Source organism: Microbacterium sp. 20-116 (assembly GCF_041079415.1).
Lineage (GTDB): Bacteria > Actinomycetota > Actinomycetes > Actinomycetales > Microbacteriaceae > Microbacterium.
Map to the genome: position 1 here is coordinate 17,610 of NZ_JBFYGP010000012.1, position 20,826 is coordinate 38,435.

Genomic DNA, 20,826 nt, shown 5'->3' on the forward strand with positions numbered 1-20,826 from the left:
ACCTTCGGTGCGAGGTAATTGCTTGACACATCTCGTTCTGTGAGCGCTAACATTCACACACGGCCCACCCGAGGGGCTGCATCACATGACCGGCATCGGAGCCGGCGAAACGAGGAGGTTTCATCATGAAGGCGAACAAGATCATCGCGGGCATCGCGCTCGTCGGCGCGATCGCGTTCACGGCCACCGGCTGCGCCGGTGCGGGCGGAGGCGGAAACGCCGGCGGCGGAAGCGGCGACAAGATCACGGTCGGCTTCGCCCAGACCGGTTCCGAGAGCGGATGGCGCAGCGCCAACACCGAGTCGATGAAGGAGGCGTTCAGCGAGGCCAACGGCTTCAACCTCGTCTTCAACGCCGCCGACAACAAGCCCGAGGCGCAGATCGCCGCCGTCCGCAGCTTCATCAACCAGGGTGTCGACGCCATCGTGCTCGCCCCCATCGTGAGCGACGGCTGGGACGACGTCCTCAAAGAGGCGAAGGATGCCAACATCCCCGTCATCCTCGAAGACCGTACGGTCTCGGCATCCGACGACCTCTACGCGAGCTGGATCGGCCTCGACTTCAAGCAGGAGGGCGAGACCGCGGGCAAGTGGGTCGCCGACAACTTCGGCAAGACGCCCACCAACCTCGTCGTTCTCGAGGGCACCACGGGTTCGTCCGCCGCGACCGACCGCGCCACCGGCTTCAACGACGCGATCAAGGGCACCGACATCAAGGTCCTCGACTCGCAGACCGGTAACTTCACCCGCGCCGACGGCAAGACCGTCATGGAGGGCTTCCTGCAGAAGTACGGCTCGCAGATCAACCTGCTCTTCGCCCACAACGACGACATGGGCCTCGGCGCCCTCGAGGCGATCAAGGCGGCCGGTCTCAAGCCCGGCACCGACATCAAGATCGTCACCATCGACGCGGTGAAGGACGGCATGACCGCCCTCTCCAACGGAGAGTTCAACTACATCGTCGAGTGCAACCCGCTCCTCGGCGAGAAGACCGCCGAGGTCGTGAAGAAGGTCGTGGCCGGCGAGTCCGTCGACAAGAGCTACATCGTCGAGGACCAGGCGTTCGACCAGGAGCAGGCCAAGAAGGTCCTGGACAGCCGCCCCTACTGATCCGCAGGGATCCGTCGTCGACTCCCCTCGACGACACCCCGGCATCGACGGAACATCCTCCCCGGCGTGCGGGGTCGGTATCCACCGGCCCCGCACGCTCCCGATCCGAGAAAGCGATCGACAATGACAATCGAACGGGTCGCCGTGCAGACAGCCGAACGGGCAGCCGTGGTCGCGATGCGCGGCATCAGCATCCAGTTCCCCGGGGTGAAGGCGCTCGACGGCGTGGACTTCACCCTCTACGCCGGCGAAGTGCACTCCCTCATGGGAGAGAACGGCGCCGGAAAGTCCACCCTCATCAAGGCCCTGACCGGCGTGTACGGGATCGACGAAGGCGTCATCCGCGTCGGCGGGACCGAGCGTCAGTTCCGCGCCACCGCCGACGCCCAGGCCGCGGGCATCGCCACCGTCTATCAAGAGGTCAACCTCTGCCAGAACCTCACCGTCGGTGAGAACGTCATGCTCGGCAACGAGATCCGTCGCGCCGGCATGGTCGACTGGAAGGCCACGCACGCCGCGGCCGCCACCTACCTCGCCGAGCTGGGCGTGCACATCGATACCCGATCGATCCTGGCCAGCCACTCGATCGCCGTGCAGCAGCTTGTCGCGATCAGCCGCGCCATGGTCGTCGACACCAAGGTCCTCGTACTCGACGAGCCCACCTCGAGCCTCGACCGCGGTGAGGTCGAGCAGCTGTTCGGCGTCATCCGGGATCTGCGCGACCGCGGCGTGGCCATCCTCTTCGTCTCGCACTTCCTCGACCAGATCTACGAGATCTCCGACCGTCTCACGGTGCTGCGCAACGGCACCCTGGTGGGGGAGTACCCCGTCGCCGAACTCGGCCGCGAGCAGCTCGTCGCGAAGATGATCGGCCGCGAGCTCGGTGAGCTCGATGCGATCTCCGCCAGTGCCGAGAGACCGATCGACCGCACCGGAACCCCGGTGCTGCGCACTCTGTCGCTCGGGCGCAAGAACGCCCTCGAGCCGGTCGACCTCGACGTCTACCCGGGCGAGGTCGTGGGGCTGGCCGGGCTCCTGGGCTCCGGCCGCACCGAACTCGCCCGCCTGATCGCCGGCGCCGATCGGCCCGACGACGGCACCGTGCAGGTGTCCGGCTCGGGCGCGCGCACCGGGTCGCCCCGTCACGCTCTCGACCGCGGCATCGCGTTCTCGTCCGAGGACCGCCGTGCCGAGGGCATCGTCGGCGACCTGACCGTCGCCGAGAACATCGTGCTCGGCATCCAGGCCCGCCGGGGAGCGTTGCGCAAGATCAGCGCGGCCGAGAAGCAGGCGGTCGTCGAGGAGTACATCACCGCCCTCGGCGTGCGCCCGGCCGATCCCAACGCCCTCATCCGAAACCTCTCGGGCGGCAACCAGCAGAAGGTGCTGCTGGCACGATGGCTCGCCACCGCCCCCGAATTGCTCATCCTCGACGAACCCACCCGCGGCATCGACGTCGGTGCGAAGGCCGATATCCAACGCAAGGTCGCCGAGCTCGCCGAGAAGGGCCTCGCGGTCATCTTCATCTCGTCCGAACTCGAAGAGGTCCTGCGCCTCGCGCAGCGCGTGGCCGTGTTGCGCGACCGTCGTAAGATCGGCGAACTGGCCACCCGCGACGTCGACCTCGACGCCCTCGTGGCCTACATCGCCGAGGGGCAATCCGAGTCGGCGACCGCCGAAACGCCGCACGCCGCACCCGAGACACCGTCGTCCGATCGGGAGAAGATCGCATGAAGAAATTCCTCACCCACCGCCTCGTGTGGCCGATCGCGGCTCTGCTCGCGCTCATCGCCATCAACACGATCTCGCGGCCGTCCTTCCTGAGCATCACGGTGCAGAACGGTCAGTTCTACGGGTCGCTGATCGACATCCTGCGCAACAGCGCGCCCCTCATGCTCGTCGCCCTCGGGATGACCCTGGTCATCGCCACTCGCGGCATCGACCTCTCGGTCGGCGCGATCATGGCCGTCTCGGGGGCCGTCGCGCTCACCGTCATCGAGGCCTCGCCCGACCCCGGCAACCTCGGGGTGGTCTTCACCGCGATCGCCGCGGCGGTCGGCGTCGCCCTGATCCTCGGTGTCTGGAACGGCTTCCTCGTCTCGGTGCTCGGCATCCAGCCGATCATCGCGACGCTGGTGCTCATGCTCGCCGGACGCGGGGTCGCCCTGCTCATCACGGGCGGCTTCATCACCACGATCAACAGCGATCCCTACAAGTTCATCGCCGGCGGGTACGTTTTCGGCCTCCCCTTCGCGTTCTTCGTCGCGATCTTCGCGGTGATCGTCGTCGGCATCCTCGAACGGCGAACGGCCCTCGGCATGCTGACCGAGGCGGTCGGCATCAACCCCGAGGCCAGCCGCCTGGCGGGTGTCCGCTCGCGCGGCATCATCTGGGGGGCCTACATCGCCAGCGGCGCCCTCGCGGGCATCGCGGGCATCCTCTACAGCTCGAACATCATGGCCGCCGACGCCAACGCCGCCGGTCTCTACATCGAACTGGATGCCATCCTCGCGGTCGTTCTGGGCGGTACCTCGCTCGCCGGGGGAAAGTTCAGCCTCGCCGGCACCGTCGTGGGCGTCTTCACCATCCAGACGCTGAAGAGCACCATCACCTTCCTCGGTGTTCCGCCCGCGGTCAGCCCCGTGTTCATGGCCGCGGCGGTACTCATCGTGGTGCTGCTGCAGTCGAAGCGCTTCCGTGCCTACTTCCACACGGCCGGGCGCAGCGCGCTCCGTCCGATCACCCGACGTCCTGACGCAAAGGTGCTGTCCTGATGGCCACTCTCACCGAAGAACGACGCTCGACGTCGTCGCCCGCGGTCTCGTACCGTCGCTTCCTCAGCCGTCACATCTCGTGGGTGCCCGTCTTCGCCGCGGTAGTCATCCTCGTCGTGATGATCGCCGGGGCCATGTGGTACTTCCCGAACTTCCAGCTGAACCGCATCATGTCGTCGATCCTGCTCGACAACGCCTACCTGCTCGTGCTCGCGGTGGGCATGACGTTCGTCATCCTCACCGGCGGCATCGATCTGTCGGTGGGAGCCGTGATGGCGTTCACCGGCATCCTGTGCGCGAAGATGCTCGGCGACGGCGTCCCGGTCGCGGTCGCCATCCCCGCGATGGTGCTCATCGGCGCGGCGATCGGCCTGCTGATCGGCGTGCTGGTGCAGTTCTTCGACGTGCAGCCCTTCATCGCGTCGCTGATCGGGATGTTCCTCGCTCGCGGCCTGGCCTTCGTCGTCAGCCTCGAATCGATCAAGGTCGACAACGAAGGGCTGCTGTGGCTGCAGTCGACGCGCTTCTCGTTCGCGGGCTGGTACATCACCCCGACCGGCATCATCGCGCTGCTGACCGTCGCGCTCGCCGCGTTCGTCCTGCGCTACACGCGTTTCGGACGCACGGTCTACGCGGTGGGCGGCAACGAGCAGTCGGCTCGCCTGATGGGCCTTCCCGTCGTCCGTGCCAAGCTGTCGGTCTACGTCATCAGCGGTGTGTGCGCGGGCCTGGCCGGTATCGTCCTGACCGCGTACTCGGGCGCCGGCTACCCCCTGAACGGCGTGGGCACCGAGCTGGACACCATCGCCGCGGTGGTCATCGGCGGCACGCTGCTGACCGGAGGCAGCGGGTTCGTCCTCGGCTCGATGATCGGCGTCTTCGTCTACGGGCTGATCCGCACGATCATCTCTTTCTCGGGAGCAGAACAGTCCTGGACGCGCATCACCGTGGGCGCCCTGCTGCTGCTGTTCGTGGTCGTGCAGCGCGTGATCGTGTCGCGCTCCGCCCTGAGTCGTTGACTTCCGGCCGGGGCGGCGCGGAACACGCTCCGCCTCGGTGTTAGCGCTCTCGCCCCGACGCGGGCATGATTGACCCCATGCCCGCCGCCGTCGCCCCGCCCCTTCTCGAGGTGCGCGGGGCGTCGGTGCGTTTCGGCGTCGAGTCGGCGCTCTCGGGCGTCGACTTCCGGCTGCAGGCCGGCGAGGTCCACTCGCTCATGGGCGAGAACGGTGCCGGCAAGTCGACGCTGATCAAGGCGATCACCGGAGCCCTCCGCCTCGACAGCGGCCAGATCCTCATCGAGGGCGCGCCCGTGCGACTGTCGTCCCCCGCCGAGGCGCAGGCGGCCGGCATCTCGACGGTCTACCAGGAGATCGATCTCCTCCCCAATCTCACGGTGGCCGAGAACATCTCCCTCGGCCGCGAGCCCCGCAAGTGGGGCATGATCGACCACGCCGCGATGCGTCGTCGGGCCACATCCGCCCTGGCGTCTCTGGGTGTCGAGGTGGATCCGGCCTCGATCCTGTCTTCGCATCCGCTGGCGATCCAGCAACTCGTCGCCATCGCTCGCGCGGTCTCGGTCGACGTCAAGGTGCTCGTCCTCGACGAGCCGACCTCGAGCCTCGACGCCGACGAGGTCGCCGAGCTCTTCCGGGTCATCCGCGAGCTGAAGGACACCGGCATCGCGGTCGTGTTCGTCTCGCACTTCCTCGACCAGGTATACGAGATCTGCGACCGCGTCACGGTCCTGCGTGGGGGCCACCTCGTCGGTGAGTACGCCACGAGGGAGCTGTTGCGCATCGATCTCGTGGAGAAGATGCTCGGTGCCGCCGCGGACGTTCTCGCGCCCCTCGGCCAGCGCACCGTCGATGACAGCGAGGGTCCCGCTGTCGTCAGCGCGCGCGGCCTGAGTGCCGGCTCCCGACTGCGCGAGGCCGATCTCGATCTCGCCGAGGGGGAGGTGATCGGGGTCGCGGGTCTTCTCGGTTCCGGCCGAAGCGAGCTGGCCCGGGCGCTGACCGGCGTGGACCAGCCGGGATCGGGCGAGGTGCTCGTCGATGGTGTGTCGGCGCGATTCCGTTCGCCGCGTGAGGCCATGAGTCGCCGGATCGCCTATTCGTCCGAGAACCGTCGCACCGAGGGCGTCATCGGCGACCTGAGCGTCCTCGACAACATCAGCCTCGCGCTGCAGGCTCAGCGCGGAGTGCTGCGGAGAATGAGCACGGCGCGGCGTCGCGAACTGGCCACCAGCTGGGTCGAGGCTCTGCACATCCGCCCCGCCGACATCGATCGCCCGGTCTCGACGCTGTCGGGCGGCAACCAGCAGAAAGTGCTTCTCGCGCGCCTGCTCGCTCTCTCACCCCGCGTGATCGTCCTGGACGAGCCCACGCGGGGCATCGACGTGGGCGCCAAGGCGGAGATCCAGCGGCTCGTCGGTGAGCTGTCCGACAACGGGCTCTCGATCATCTACATCTCGGCCGAGCTCGACGAGGTGCTGCGCGTGGCGCACTTGGTGGCGGTCATGCGAGACGGAGTCCTCGCGCAGATCGTCCCCGCCGTCGATCTCACCCCCGATGCCCTCCTGGCTCTCGTGGCGGGGCACGAGAGTCCCGGTGAGGCGGTCCATGGCTGACGACAAAGCGGCGCGTACGGCGAACATCTTCGATGTGGCCCGCCTGGCGGGCGTCTCGCATCAGACGGTCTCGCGCGTCCTGAACAACATGCCGAACGTGCGCCCGGCCACGCGCGCGCGAGTCGAGCAGGCCATCGCGCAGCTGCGGTACAGCCCGTCGCCGGCCGCCCGGGCCCTCGTCACGCGCCGGACCCGCACCATCGGCCTCGTCACCCCGGGCAGCGTCGACTACGGCCCCTCGTCGATCGCGATGAACTTCAACTTCGCGGCCCGCGCCGCGCGGTACAACGTCGACGCCATCAGCTCCCCGCAGGGCGACGCCGTGGCGGTGAGAGCGGCCATCGACGGGCTCTTGAAGCAGCGAGTGGATGCCATCGTGCTCATCGTCGTGGACACCGAGGTGCTGGCATCCGTGCAGGCCCTCGACCTCGACATCCCGGTCGTGGCGTCGGCGACGACGAGTCGGCCGCACCCGCGCCTGGTCGCCATCGACCAGTACCGAGCGGCCCGGAGCGCGGTACGACACCTGCGCGAGGCGGGCTACGGACCGATCCGCCACATCGCCGGCCCCGCTCGAAACCCCGACGCCGTCGAGCGCATCCGCGGGTGGCGCGAAGAGCTCGCGTCCTCGCGCAGCGAGTCGATGGACCTCGTGCACGGGGACTGGTCGGCCGAGAGCGGTTACCGCATCGCCGGCGAGGCCGACATCGCCCCGGGCGAGGGCATCTTCGTCGCCAACGACCACATGGCGATCGGCGTGCTCTCGGCTCTGCGCGAGCGTGGGCTGCGCGTGCCGGAGGACGTCGGTGTCGTCGGCATCGACGATGTCCCGGAGGCGGCGTTCCTCTACCCGTCCCTGACGACGGTGCGGCAGGACTTCGCGGCCCTCGGAGAGATCCTCATGCAGAAGGTGCTGCTGGCCGTCGAAGACCCCGACACCGTGAGCGAGAGCACCCCCCTTCCCACGCGACTCATCGTGCGCGACTCGGCGCCGACCGTGCGTCCCGCCGGCTCGCGTCGCTCGCGCTGATCGCGCCGACGCGTCCCGCGGGCGCGGATGCTCGAGAGATCGATGGGCGAGAGGGAGGTCTCGGCCGCGAAACGCGAGGCCGTGACATCGCTCCCACGGCCGGCGGGTGAGGCTGTTGACGTAACCATGCTGGTCATCGCGTGGTGTGAGCGCTAACATGCGAAGGGCCGTCGAAGACGACGGTTCCTGCAATGACGCACCCCGAGAGGACCCCCCGTGACCCCTCACGATCGATTGGCGACCCCGCGCCGCCGTTCCCGTTGGACGCTCGCCGTCCCGGTCATCGCCGCCCTGGTCGCGGCACCCCTCACCGTCCCCGCCATGGCCGGCGCGGTCGCCGCCGACGAGAGCCTCGTGGTGGCATACCCCCTCGACGAGACCACCGGCACCGTCGCCCACGACGCATCCGGCAACGGACGCGACGCCGCCTTCGAGGGCGGGCCGACGCTCACGGGCGCCGACGGCGTCCGTCTCGACGGCGACGACGATGACATCAAGCTGCCCGATGGCATCCTCGAGGGGCTCGATTCGATCACGGTCAGCACCGACGTCATCGTGCGGCCCGAGCAGAGCGGCAACTACTTCATCTGGGGCCTCGGCAATACCAAGGAGTGGTACGGCAACGGCTACCTCTTCGCCACGGGCAACCCGGCGCGCACGGGAATCGCCCTGGGTAACTGGGAGACCGAGCAGAAGGCCGAGAGTACCGATGCCCTCGAGCGCGGCGTCTGGAAGACGCTGACGTACACGCTCGATGCGGGGTCGAAGACGTCGCGTATGTACATCGACGGCGTGCAGATCGCCGAGAACACCAACACCACCACGCTCCCGAGCATGATCGGCGGCGGTGCCACGACCGCGAACTACCTCGGTCGCTCCACCTACACCCCCGACAAGCGCCTGGCCGGAAGCCTCCGCGACTTCCGTATCTACGACCGCGCCCTCTCCGCCACCGAGGTCAAAGCCCTCGTGAAGACGCCCGAGGACAGCACGGCGGTGCAGTCTGCGCTCAGCGCACTGACGGTGACGAACGTCGACGACGTCCGCGGCAACCTCACCCTCCCCGGGTCGTCGCAGGGGCTGCCGGTCACCTGGACGACCTCGGATGCGAAGATCGTCACCGCCGACGGCGTCGTCACGCGCCCCGCGGCCGACACGACCGTGACGCTCACGGCATCCGTCACGAAGAACGCCGTCACCCAGACGCGCGACTTCTCCGCGACCGTCCGTAAGGCGGCGCAGATCGGGCCGTTCGAGGGGTACACGTTCGCGTACTTCACGGGCAACTCCGTCGCGGGCGAGAACATCTACTTCGCCGCCAGCAACGGAAACAACGCCCTGTCCTGGACCGAGCTCAACAACGGGCAGCCGACGCTCACCTCGACGTTCGGCGAGAAGGGCCTGCGCGATCCGTTCCTCATCCGCTCTCCGGAGGGCGACACGTTCTACCTGATCGCCACCGACCTCTCGATCGGCCGCGACGGAAACTGGGATCGCGCGCAGCGCACGGGGTCGAAGTACCTCGAGGTGTGGGAGTCGCACGACCTCATCACCTGGAGCCCCCAGCGCCACGTCAAGGTCTCGCCGGACACGGCGGGGAATACGTGGGCGCCCGAGGCGTACTGGGATGAATCGCTGGGTGAGTACGTCGTCTTCTGGGCGTCGAAGCTCTACCCCGAGAGCGACCCGAACCACACCTCGAACGTCGCCAACAGCATGCTGTACGCCACCACCCGCGACTTCGTCACCTTCAGCGACACCAAGGTCTGGCAGGGCGGTATGTCGCGGATCGACTCCACCGTCATCAAGGCCGACGGGGTCTACCAGCGCTTCACGAAGGATGAGGGCGCGGGCACCACCGGCTGCAGCGACATCATCCAGGAGAGCTCGTCGGTGCTGACGGCACCGCTCGACCAGTGGAAGCCCGTCACCTCGTGCATCGGCAAGAACGCGGGTACCGGCGCCGTCGAGGGGCCGAGCATCTTCAAGTCGAACCCCGGCGACGTCAACGGCGACAAGTACTACCTGTTCGTCGACGAGTACGGCGGACGCGGCTACATCCCGCTCGCGACCACCGACATCGCCAACCCGGACTGGCAGGTCCCGGCGTCGTACCGTCTGCCCGGCAGCCCGCGGCACGGCACCGTCATGCCCGTCACCCAGGCCGAGCTCACGGCGCTCCGTGCGAACCTTCCGCAGCCGCTCGCGGCCAACGAGAAGGGCGAGCTCCTGCGCTACGACTTCACCGACGGCTCCGGCTCGACCCTGCACGACCGCTCCGGTGCGGGGCGCGATGCGCAGATCAAGGGCAATGCCGTCTGGGATGACGCCGCCCTCACCTTCGACGGGACAGACGACTACGTCGATCTCCCCGACAACGTGCTGGCGGGGACGACCGACATCACGGTCCAGGCGGAGATGCGCGTCGACGCGGCGCAGAAGAACCCGTACTTCCTGTACGCGTTCGGCAACACCGCTCAGGACGGCACCGGCAACGGTTATCTGTTCGCGACGGGCGACAACCAGCTCCGCGGAGCGCTCACGACGGGCAACTGGTCGCGGGAGCAGAACGCGCAATCGGCGTCGGCTCTGCCGCGCGACCGGTGGGTGAACGTGACCTACACTCTCAGCGGCTCGACGGCACGTCTCTACCTCGACGGCCAGCAGGTCGCCGAGAACACCAACGTCACGGTGCGCCCCGGCGATATCGGCGGCGGTCGTACCCTCGCCAACTACATCGGGAAGTCGGTCTACAACGCCGACAACCTGCTCCGCGGCCAGGTGCGCGAGTTCGCGCTCTACAACCGCGCGCTGTCGGCCGACGAGATCGTCGCGCAGTCGGGCAACGGATCGATCCTCGGGGCGGTGAGCCTTCAAGACTCCAGCGTGCTGAAGGTCGCGCCGATGGTCGACGCCGACACCCGGACGGTGACGTTCCCGGTCAAGCCCGGCACCGACCTGACCACGCTGCGCCCGACCTTCGCCACCGCGACGGGAACGACCGCGACCCCGGCGTCGGGGACGCTGCGCAACCTCAGCTCGCCGGTGACGGTCACGCTCAAGACGTCCGGCCAGGCCGACACGGCGTGGACGCTGACGGCTGTCGAGATGAAGAGCCCGGTCCTGCCGGGGCTGTACGCCGATCCGAACATCGCGGTGTTCGGTGACACGTACTACATCTACGCGACGACCGACGGTACCCCTGGCTGGGGCGGCAACACCTTCTACGTCTGGAAGTCCAAGAACCTCGTGGACTGGACGCGTTCGGACAAGCCGTTCCTGACCCTCGACGGCGCCGCGGGCAACGTCCCGTGGGCCACCGGCAACGCGTGGGCTCCGACGATCATCGAGAAGGGCGGGAAGTACTACTTCTACTTCAGCGGTCACGAGCCCACCGACAACCGCAAGGAGATCGGCGTCGCCGTGGCAGACAGCCCCGAGGGGCCGTTCACCGCGGAGTCGCGGCCGATGATCACTAACGCCGAGAGCGTCAATAGCGGTCAGGCGATCGACCCCGCGGCGTTCAAGGACCCCCAGACGGGCAAGTTCTACCTGTTCTGGGGCAACGGCCGGCCGGTCTACGGAGAGCTGTCCGACGACATGAAGAGCATCAAGGCGGGAACGATCAAGCCGATCAGCGGCCTGCCCGACTTCCGCGAGGGGCTCTTCATGAACTTCCGGGACGGCACGTACCACCTGACGTACTCGATCGACGACACCGGGTCGCCCGACTACCGCGTCGGCTACGCCACGTCGACGAGCATCGACGGACCGTGGACCTACCGCGGCATCCTGCTGCAGAAGGACCCCTCGCAGGGGATCCTCGGACCTGCGCACAGCTCGATCATCAACGTGCCGGGAACCGACGAGTGGTACATCGCGTACCACCGCTTCGCGATCCCCGGAGGGGGCGGAACCAACCGCGAGACGACGATCGACCGGGTCCCGATCGGTGCCGATGGGCTGTTCCAGACCGTGAAGCCGACGCTGACCAGCGTTGCTGCGCGCGAGGTCCCCACCGAGTCGAACCCCGAGCCGAGCCCGTCGCCGAGCGGCCCGCCCACGGCGAGCCCGTCTCCCACGCCGCCTCCGACCGGTACGCCCACGGCCCAGCCGACCGCCTCACCGACGACAGCTCCGGCGGCCCCCTCGGTCTCGGTATCGGCGTCGACGGTCGAGCGCGGTGGCACGGTACGGGTCACGGTCACGGGCCTCGGAGCCGGCGAGCAGATCACCGCCGAGCTGCGCAGCACGCCGATCCGCATCGCCGGGATCCCCGTCGCCGATGCGGCGGGCCGGGTCAGCTTCGACGTTCGCATCCCCGCGGACCTCGAGGCGGGCGCGCACTCGATCGTGGTGTTCGCGGCGGACGGCTCGGTGATCCAGCGAGTGCCGATCACGGTCGTCCCGCGGGGTCAGCTCGCCGCGACCGGCGCGCAGGGTCCGTTGGGCGCATCGCTGCTCGCGGTCTTCCTCCTGGTCGGGGGAGCGTCGGTCTGGGCAATGCGTCGACCGCGGCGCACGGTGTCGTAAGCACCCGAGAGGGGCGACGAGAAGGGGTCCGGATGCCGCGGCATCCGGGCCCCTTCTCGTGTTTCGCTGACGCCGGGCGGCGCGTGCGGGAGTGCGGTCCGAGAGCACCCGTCGCGGGCGACGGCTACGACAGCGGCGAATCCCCTCTTGACCGTGTGGCGATACCGATCTACCGTTTGTGTCGAACCGGTTCGACAGATGAAACGGTGATCCCCTCGACGACGAGAGAAGAGTTTCCATGAGGCCGACTCGACGGCGTGCCGTACGCGCGCCCATCGCGACCGTCACGGCAGGGCTGGCCGTCGCCGCCCTTGCCATCGGTTCCCCCGCCCACCCCCAGGTCGCTCAGGCGGCACCCGCCGCCGATTCCGGCAGCCATGTCATCCTCGACTACGACTTCGACGCAGAGACCGCCGTCTCCTCGACCGTGAAGGACGAATCGGGCAAGGGACGCGACGGCGTGCTGACCAACCCGGGCTCGGCGCAGCTGGTCGACGGTCCGGCGGGAGGCAAGGCTCTGCATCTCTCCGGCGGCGCAGCCGGATCGAGCACGGCGCCGTTCATCACGGTGCCCTCGGGACTGTTCCAGGGGCTCACCTCGACCACGATCTCGACGTGGGTCAAGTGGGATGGCGGTGACGCCTTCCAGTGGCTGTACACGCTCGGCAAAGACAAGGACAACGCCGCCTTCTACACCCCTCGCTTCCAGGGCGACGACAAGGCGCGCTCGAGCATCAAACCCACTGCTCAGGGCGAGGTGGGAGCTTCCGGATCGACGGCCCTGCCGTCCGGCGAGTGGCACCTGGTGACCACGACCATCGACTCCGAGGCGCTGGTGTACTACCTCGACGGCCTCGAGGTCAGCCGCACCCGGGTCGGAGCCGATGTGTCGACCGCTCTCTTCGGCGCGTCTTCGCCCGACTCGGGCTTCATCGGTCAGCCCTTCTGGACCGGGGTCCACCCCTTCTTCGCCGGGGCGATCGACGACTTCCAGGTCTACGACACCGCTCTCTCGGCGGCCCAGGTGCGCGCGCTCGCCAGCACCGCGGCACCGAAGCCCACCAAGGTGCTGCAGACGAGCGTCGACGTGCAGACCGACGTGGGTAAGGCCCCCGACCTCCCCGGGGTGAAGGCCGAGTTCGACGACGGTCAGCAGCGGCTCGCTCCCGTCACCTGGCCCGAGGTTCCGGCATCCTCCTACGCTCAGCGTGGCGTCTTCGTCGTCACCGGTACGGTGGACGGGACCGACACCGCGGTCACGGCCACCGTCCGGGTCACGACGCCCGACGAGTTCTCGATCGACGTCGGGGATCGCACCGGCGCATTCATGGGCGGCGCGTCGGGAACGCTCTACGGCCTGTACGGTCCCGGTCTGCCCTCGAACAACCTCATCGACGGCATTCAGCTGCGCACCGTCTCCACCAAGGCCCAGGACGGCCCCCAGCACCCCGGCGCCGACGCGCTCGAGGTGGTCAAGCCGCTCGCCGACTCCTCCAACGGTGACGTCTACATCTACATGACCGACATCAACCGCGGCTTCCCGTACGAGGTGCCCGGCGACGACGGCGCAGCGAAGGAGGCCTGGTACCTCGATTCGATCGGCGCGCAGGTCGACCAGGTGCTGCAACTGCCCGAGCAGTACCGCAAGCGCATCGTCTTCGTGCCCTTCAACGAGCCCGAGGGCAATATGTACGGCAACGGGGCTCAGTCGTTCTGGGGCCAGAGCTGGCTCGACAACCCCGACCGCTTCTTCAGCGCGTGGGATCGCGCCTATCGGCTCATCAAGAGCAAGATGCCCGACGCGCGCATCGGTGGGCCGAACACGAGTGTGCTGTTCGACCAGGACTACGGGTTCCTGCAGCACGCGATCGCCAACGACACGGTTCCGCAGGCGTTCACCTGGCACGAGCTGAGCAACCCCGCCACGATCCGCGACTCCGTCGCGAAGTACCGCGGATGGGAAGACGAGCTGTTCGCCGGCACGAAGTGGGCCGGTCAGCACCTGCCGATCAACGTCAACGAGTACGCGTTCAACTACCACACGTCGGTTCCCGCGCAGATGATCCAGTGGATCTCCGCGATCGAGGACTCCAAGATCGACGCGGACATCGCCTACTGGAACATCGACGGCAATCTCAGCGACTCGGCCGTCCAGTCCAACCGCGGCAACGGCCAGTGGTGGTTGCTCAACGCCTACGGCAACATGACCGGCGACACGGTCACCGTGCACCCGCCGCGTCCCGGAGAGAGCTACACGCTGCAGGGGGTGGCCACCGTGGACGACGCCGACAAGAAGGTGCATGCCCTCCTCGGCGGCAGCTCCGGCGATCAGAACGTCTACTTCGACCGTCTGCCCGACTACCTGTCGGGGACCGCTCACGTCCAGGTGCGCGACATCCGCTGGACCGGTCAGATCGGCGACTCGGGCGAGCCGCAGACGGTCGCCGAGTTCGACGCCCCCGTGACGAACGGCTCGCTCGGCCTCGGATTCGGTCAGGGCGGCCTTCCGCAGCTGGGCACCGACTCGGCGTACGAGATCATCGTCACCCCGGGCCAGAACGCCTCGAGCCCGGCGCAGTCGCCGGTGTCGTGGCGCGGCGTCTACGAGGCGGAGGACGCCCGCTTCAGCGGAGCAACCCCCGAGATCAACGGTCCCGAAGGCACGCCGAGCAACGTGGGCGGCTTCTACACCTCGGGGACGAAGGACGTCGGGGGGATCCGCGGCGGATCGAACCTGCAGATCTCCTTCGACGTCGACGTGCCCGCCGCCGGCTCCTACGACCTCAGTGTTCTCGCCAGCGCGTACAACAAGGACCAGCTCAACCTCGCGCAGGGGCCGGTGAACATGTTCGTGACCGTGAACGGCGGCGCCGAACAGGAGATCTACGCGGAGCTCGGATACAAGTGGGTCGTCTGGAATCACAGTGACACGACGGTCGACCTGCAGGCAGGCAAGAACACCATCACCATCGCGGCGAAGAGTCTCGACGGGACCAAGCAGACCGTCGGTACGGCGATCATCGACAAGATCGACCTGACCCAGCCCAACCCCGGGTACACGCCCATCTACGAGGCCGAGAACGCCGTCCTGCACGGCGCCGCGGCCGCGTACGACAAGGCGGGCGTCTCGGGATCGGGGTACGTGCCCGTCGCGAGCGGCGAATCGGTCACGTTCTGGGTCTACAACGCCGACGACTCCGAGAAGTCCCTCGAGGTGAAGACCCTCGGAGGCGGCACCGCGACCCTGCGCGTCAACGGTGTGGACCTCGGTACGGTGTCCGACACCGCGGTGATCCCGGCCTTCCTCGTCGGCGGTATCAACAAGGTGGAGGTCGTCGGGTCGTCCGGGACCCTCGCCCTGGACCGCGTGGCGGTGCGGGCCTCGAAGAACGAGCTGGCCTCGCAGACCATCGAGGCGGAGGCCGGAACCCTCGCGGGCTCGGCGAAGGTTCAGGACCTCTCGCTCGCAAACGGCGGCAAGGCGGTCGTCGGCATCGGCGGCGCCCCCGGCAGCGGCAACAGCCTCACCCAGAAGGTGACGGGCGCCCAGGCGGGGACCTACGCGATGACCCTGCGCTACTCGAACGAGGAGCAGTCGCCGTCCTCGCACTACAACCCCGATCCCGTGGCCCGTCGCGCCGACATCACCGTCAACGGCGGCCCGGTGCAGAAGGTGCTGTTCCCGCAGAGCTACAACGCCAACCAGTTCTGGGATCTGACGGTCGAGGTGCAGTTGCAGGCCGGGGAGAACTCGATCCGCTTCGCATCGGAGGAGCAGCCGGACTTCAACGGCGTCACCTACATCTCCGAGCGGTACCCGACCCTGGGGCTGCGCTCCCAGTGGGCGCCGAACCTCGATCGGATGACGTTCACGGCCCTCCACCCCGATACGTCTTCGGCCCCGACCCTCTCGGCGGGGGCCTCCTCGGTCGCTCAGGGAGCGACGGTGACCGCGTCGGGCACGGGCTTCACCCCGGGAGAGAAGGTCGAGTTCGTCCTGCACTCCGACCCGATCGTGCTCGGTGAGGCGTCGGCGGATGCCGCGGGTGCCGTGTCGGCGACCTTGACGGTGCCCGTATCGGCGCCCGTCGGCGACCACCGGCTCATCGCGACGGGGGCGATCTCGCAGCGCTCGGCGACCACGTCTCTCGCGGTGACCGCCGCGAGCGCCGGCGGCTCGGGCGGGGGCGGAACGGGTGGTACCGGCTCCGGTGGGACCGGTGGCGGGGCGTCGTCGGGGGGAGCGGCGCCCTCGGGCGCCGGCGTCTCGGCCTCCGGATCGCTCGCCATGACGGGCTCCACCTTCGCCGGCTTCGGCGGTCTGCTCGTCGGGGCTGCGGCTCTCGCCGCGGGTGCCGCGCTCATCGCCCGCCGAAGGGAACGTGCGAGCAGCTGACGGCTCGATCGCAGGACGCCCCGGGGACCCGAGCCCCGGGGCGTCCTCGCGTCGTGCGCGGGCACCCGCGGCGGTGACCTGAAGGCGGGTGAAATACCCCGCGTTCGACTGCAAAACTGTTTGCTGTGGTCCGATTACGGCGCTACACTAGTCGAACCGGTTCGATGATGAAGGGGGTGCAGAGATGACCACCATCGGTGACGTGGCCAAAGCTGCGGGCGTCTCACGCAGCACGGTCTCGTACGCGCTCTCGGGCAACCGTCCCATCTCGCGCGAGACGCGGGAGCGCATCGATGCCGCCATCTCCGAGCTCGGCTTCACCGTGAACGCGGGGGCGCGAGCTCTCGCCACCTCGCAGACCATGGTCCTCGGGCTGCTACTGCAATTCCACGAGGACGAGTTCCCGCCGGCCATGCTGCAGTACATCTTGGCGGTGTCCGATGCGGCGCGCGAGCTCGGATACGACATCCTCATGGTCACCGATGGCGACGGTCCGGGGGCGATCCGTCGCATCACGTCGTCGAACATGGTCGACGGCGTCGTGCTCCTCGACATCACGCACGACGATCCTCGCCTCGACGCGCTCCGCCAGGCGCGCCAGCCCGGCGCGCTCGTCGGTCTGCCGCGCGACACGGAGGGGCTCGACGTCTTCGACCTCGACTTCGGCGAGGCCGCGCGCCTCACCGTCGATCACCTCTACGGGCTCGGCCATCACGACATCGTGCTCGTCTCGCCCCCGCGGCACGTCTTCGAGCGCGGTGGCGCCTACGCATGGCGGTTCCGCGATGCCGCCCTCGAGCGGGCCGCGCGCTACGGGATCCGTATCCATGCCCACTACGGCGAGTCGCAGCAGCCCGCGATCGAGCGCAGTCTCAACGCGATCCTCGACACCCGAACCGACGCCACGGCGCTCATCGTGCACAACGATGCCTCGATCGCCGCGCTCCCCGGGGTGCTGCGCGAGCGCGGCACCGTGGTTCCCCGAGACCTGTCCGTCGTCAGCCTCTACTCGAGAGACTTCGGGCGCACCTTCCTGCTGCCGTACACGGCAGTCGAGACCTCCCCCGACGGTCTGGGACGCAAGGCGGTCCAGCACCTGGTCCGGCGCATCGCCGACCCCGACTACGGGCCCCCCGTCGTCGGGTTCATCGAGCCCGAGCTGACCGACCGGGGGAGCACCGCCTGACGGGGCGGAAGACGCGCCCCGTTCCGTCGGTCCCTCGTCGAACCGGTTCAACGCGTCGCTTGAACGACAACGTAGTCACATTTCAGAGAGGAAATCGCAAGTGAGCACGACAATCACCCGTACCCGCGCTCTCGGAGCGCTCGCCATCGGCGCCGTCGCCGTCGGTGTCCTGGCCGGTTGCTCCAGCGGAGGCTCCGGCGGATCCGGAGACTCCGGCGGCAGCTACACCTTCTGGGACCCGTACCCGCAGTACGACGCCACCTCGGACTGGGCCAAGGTCATCGACAAGTGCGCGGCCGACGCCGGAGTCACCGTCGAGCGCACCGGCTTCGACACGAGCGATCTGACCAGCAAGGCGCTTCTCGCCGGCCAGCAGGGCGACTCTCCGGACATCCTCCTCATCGACAACCCCGCGGTCTCGACGCTGGTCGAGGCGGGCATCGTCACCGCAACCGACGAGAACGGACTGCAGGTCGGCGACGTCGCCGAGAACATCCTCGGTGCGTCGGCCATCGACGGGAAGACGTACGGCGTCCCGATCGGGGCGAACACCCTCGCCCTGTACTACAACCCCACCGTCCTCAGCGCCGCCGGCGTCGATCCCTCCTCCATCAAGGATTGGTCGAGCCTCAACAGCGCGATCGAGAAGGTCGTGGCATCCGGCAAGAAGGGCATCACCTTCTCGGGTATCGGCACGGAAGAGGGCAGTTTTCAGTTCCTGCCGTGGTTCTGGGGTGCGGGTGCGGACCTGACGCAGCTCGACTCCTCGCAAGCGGTCTCCGCCGTGCAGCTGTGGACCGACTGGGTCAAGAAGGGCTGGGCGCCGAACTCGGTCATCAACAACACCCAGACCACCAGCTGGCAGGAATTCGAGACCGGCGACTTCGGCTTCGCCGAGAACGGCACCTGGCAGAAGGCGGGAGCGGCGAAGGCCGGTTACCAGGTCATCCCGATCCCGTCGGCCAAGGGCGGCGCAGCCCCCGCTCCCACCGGCGGTGAGTTCCTCACCCTGCCTGTCCAGAAGGACTCGGCTCGTTACGCCACCTCGGCCAAGATCGTCGAGTGCCTCACCAGCACGGCGAACGTGGTCGGCACCGACAACACGCTCAACTACATCGCGGCCACGCCCGAGGCGCAGAAGGAGCAGCTGGCGAAGGACCCCTCGCTCGAGCCCTGGGTCGAAGCCGTCGGCGCGGCCAAGGCCCGCACCGGAGACAACCTCGGTGTGAAGTACCCGATCATCTCCGAGCAGCTCTGGACCGCGGTGCAGAACTCCCTCACCGGCGCGCAGTCGCCGCAGGACGCCCTGAAGGCCGCCCAGCAGGCCGCCTCGTCCAAGTAATCCCATCCATCGAAAGGGGTACGCCGACATGACCGCGACGCAGATCACTGCCTCGACGGGCACCGGCGACGCCGGGAGGGCGGCGGCGCGGTCCGCCGTCCTCCCCGCCCCCGGCGGCCGCCCGCGGCGCCGGGGCCAGTGGACGGCGTGGGCGTTCCTCGCCCCCGTCGTCATCTATCTGGTCGTCTTCTACGCCTATCCGCTCTATCGCAACCTCGACCTGAGCCTGCGCGACTACACCGTCCGCTCGTTCATCGACGGCAACGCCCCCTTCGTCTGGTTCGCCAACTACGTCGCCGTCTTCCAAGACGCCACGTTCTGGCCCGCGCTGGCGAACACGGCCACCTTCACGCTCGTCTCCATCGCGTTCCAGTACACGATCGGCATGGCGCTGGCCGTGTTCTTCTTCCAACGTTTCCCGCTGTCGGCCACGCTGCGCGCGCTGTTCCTCGTGCCGTGGCTGCTGCCGCTGCTGGTCTCGGCCTCCGCGTGGTCGTGGATGCTCAACTCGGACTCCGGAGTGGTCAATGCCGCGCTCGGCGCGGTGGGCATCGATCCGGTGAACTGGCTCACCTCCCCGCAGTGGGCACTGGTGTCCGTGCTGATCGCGAACATCTGGATCGGGGTGCCGTTCAACCTCGTCATCCTCTACAGCGGCCTGCAGAACATCTCGACCGACATCTACGAAGCGGCATCCATCGACGGGGCGAACGCGTGGCAGAAGTTCTGGCGCATCACCTTCCCGCTGCTGCGCCCCGTCTCGGCGATCACGATCCTGCTGGGGCTGGTATACACGCTCAAGGTGTTCGACATCATCTGGATCATGACGCGAGGGGGCCCGGGCTCGAGCTCCACCACCTTCGCGATCTGGTCGTACCGGCTCGGCTTCGGGTCGGCCCTGCCCGACCTCAGCCCCGCGGCGGCCGTCGGCAACCTTCTCATCGTGATCGCCCTGGTCTTCGGGCTGATCTACATCCGCGCCCAGCGCCGTCTGGAGGTCTGATGAAGCGTCGACCGTGGTGGATCACCCTCGTGGGTGTGATCCTGACCGGGATCATGCTGTTCCCGATCTACTGGATGATCAACGTCTCGCTCACCCCCCAGGGCGATATGCGCAAGTCGCCGCCGGATCTGTTCCCCCTCGCCCCTACCTTCGAGGGATACCAGAGGGTGCTCTCCGACCAGTTGCCCTACCTCGGCACCAGCTTCGTGATCGGTGTCGGCACCGTGGTGCTGACGCTGGTGCTGTCGGCACCGGCGGCCTACGCCCTGGCCAAGCTCCGTCCCCGGGGAGGCAACGTGCTCAGCTTCGCGTTGCTCATCGCGCAGATGATCCCCGGGATCATCATGGCGATGGGGTTCTACGGCATCTACCTCAATGCCGGGATCCTCAACACGGTGCCCGGGCTGATCCTCGCCGACTCCACCCTGGCGGTGCCCTTCGGGGTGCTGATCTTCACCGCCTTCATGCGGGGTATCCCCGATGAGCTCCTCGCCGCCGCCCGCATCGACGGGGCGGGCACCTGGCGCACGTTCCGGTCGATCGTCCTCCCGGTCAGCCGCAACTCGATCGTCACGGTCTCGCTGTTCGCGTTCCTGTGGTCGTGGTCCGACTTCATCTTCGCCTCGACGCTGAACAGCGGCGGCAAGCTCCAGCCGATCACGATCGGCATCTACCGGTACATCGGCAACAACAACCAGGAGTGGAACGCCATCATGGCGACCGCCGTCGTGGCATCCATTCCCGCCGCCGTCCTGCTGATCCTCGCCCAGCGCTACGTGGCGGCCGGTGTGACCGCCGGCGCGGTCAAAGACTGACCCCTG

At 68.2% G+C, this 20,826-nt stretch carries 12 protein-coding genes; all 12 read left to right on the forward strand.

Features of this window, described 5'->3' with window-relative positions:
• Positions 1–125: 125 nt before the first annotated feature.
• The 12 genes from AB6V29_RS15865 to AB6V29_RS15920 all read left to right on the forward strand — a co-directional run bounded on the left by AB6V29_RS15865 (position 126) and on the right by AB6V29_RS15920 (position 20,820).
• Positions 126–1,109 carry an ABC transporter substrate-binding protein gene (locus tag AB6V29_RS15865; protein WP_307313363.1) on the forward strand — a complete coding sequence of 328 codons (984 nt, stop codon included), beginning with the start codon at positions 126–128 and terminating at the stop codon, positions 1,107–1,109.
• Between the two features lie 123 nt (positions 1,110–1,232).
• Entirely contained in the window at positions 1,233–2,843 is a 1,611-nt protein-coding gene (locus AB6V29_RS15870) for a sugar ABC transporter ATP-binding protein (protein WP_307313361.1), read from the forward strand.
• A complete protein-coding gene (locus tag AB6V29_RS15875) occupies positions 2,840–3,883 on the forward strand; it encodes an ABC transporter permease (protein WP_267788251.1) in 1,044 nt (347 codons plus the stop codon). The genes AB6V29_RS15870 and AB6V29_RS15875 overlap by 4 nt, the downstream gene beginning before the upstream one ends.
• Positions 3,883–4,902, forward strand: coding sequence for a sugar ABC transporter permease YjfF (locus tag AB6V29_RS15880; RefSeq protein WP_210076919.1), 1,020 nt, complete (start codon positions 3,883–3,885; stop codon positions 4,900–4,902). The genes AB6V29_RS15875 and AB6V29_RS15880 overlap by 1 nt, the downstream gene beginning before the upstream one ends.
• 77 nt (positions 4,903–4,979) lie before the next feature.
• Positions 4,980–6,515, forward strand: coding sequence for a sugar ABC transporter ATP-binding protein (locus tag AB6V29_RS15885; RefSeq protein ID WP_267788249.1), 1,536 nt, complete (start codon positions 4,980–4,982; stop codon positions 6,513–6,515).
• The gene (locus AB6V29_RS15890; protein WP_369359841.1) at positions 6,508–7,545 is read left to right on the forward strand and encodes a LacI family DNA-binding transcriptional regulator; all 1,038 of its coding nucleotides are present in this window, start codon (positions 6,508–6,510) and stop codon (positions 7,543–7,545) included. The genes AB6V29_RS15885 and AB6V29_RS15890 overlap by 8 nt, the downstream gene beginning before the upstream one ends.
• A 216-nt stretch (positions 7,546–7,761) precedes the next feature.
• Positions 7,762–12,078 (forward strand): family 43 glycosylhydrolase, encoded by a 4,317-nt coding sequence (locus AB6V29_RS15895; RefSeq protein WP_369359843.1) that lies wholly within the window; start codon positions 7,762–7,764, stop codon positions 12,076–12,078.
• A gap of 238 nt (positions 12,079–12,316) precedes the next feature.
• On the forward strand, positions 12,317–16,474 hold the full coding sequence (locus tag AB6V29_RS15900; RefSeq protein ID WP_369359845.1) for a LamG-like jellyroll fold domain-containing protein: 4,158 nt from the start codon (positions 12,317–12,319) through the stop codon (positions 16,472–16,474).
• 184 nt (positions 16,475–16,658) lie between these two features.
• Positions 16,659–17,660 (forward strand): LacI family DNA-binding transcriptional regulator, encoded by a 1,002-nt coding sequence (locus AB6V29_RS15905; protein ID WP_369359847.1) that lies wholly within the window; start codon positions 16,659–16,661, stop codon positions 17,658–17,660.
• A 100-nt stretch (positions 17,661–17,760) separates the two neighbouring features.
• Positions 17,761–19,002, forward strand: a complete 1,242-nt coding sequence (locus tag AB6V29_RS15910; protein WP_267788242.1) for an extracellular solute-binding protein — start codon at positions 17,761–17,763, stop codon at positions 19,000–19,002.
• A gap of 28 nt (positions 19,003–19,030) precedes the next feature.
• Positions 19,031–20,005 (forward strand): carbohydrate ABC transporter permease, encoded by a 975-nt coding sequence (locus AB6V29_RS15915; RefSeq protein ID WP_369359849.1) that lies wholly within the window; start codon positions 19,031–19,033, stop codon positions 20,003–20,005.
• Positions 20,005–20,820, forward strand: coding sequence for a carbohydrate ABC transporter permease (locus AB6V29_RS15920; RefSeq protein ID WP_210076926.1), 816 nt, complete (start codon positions 20,005–20,007; stop codon positions 20,818–20,820). The genes AB6V29_RS15915 and AB6V29_RS15920 overlap by 1 nt, the downstream gene beginning before the upstream one ends.
• Positions 20,821–20,826 lie beyond the last annotated feature (6 nt).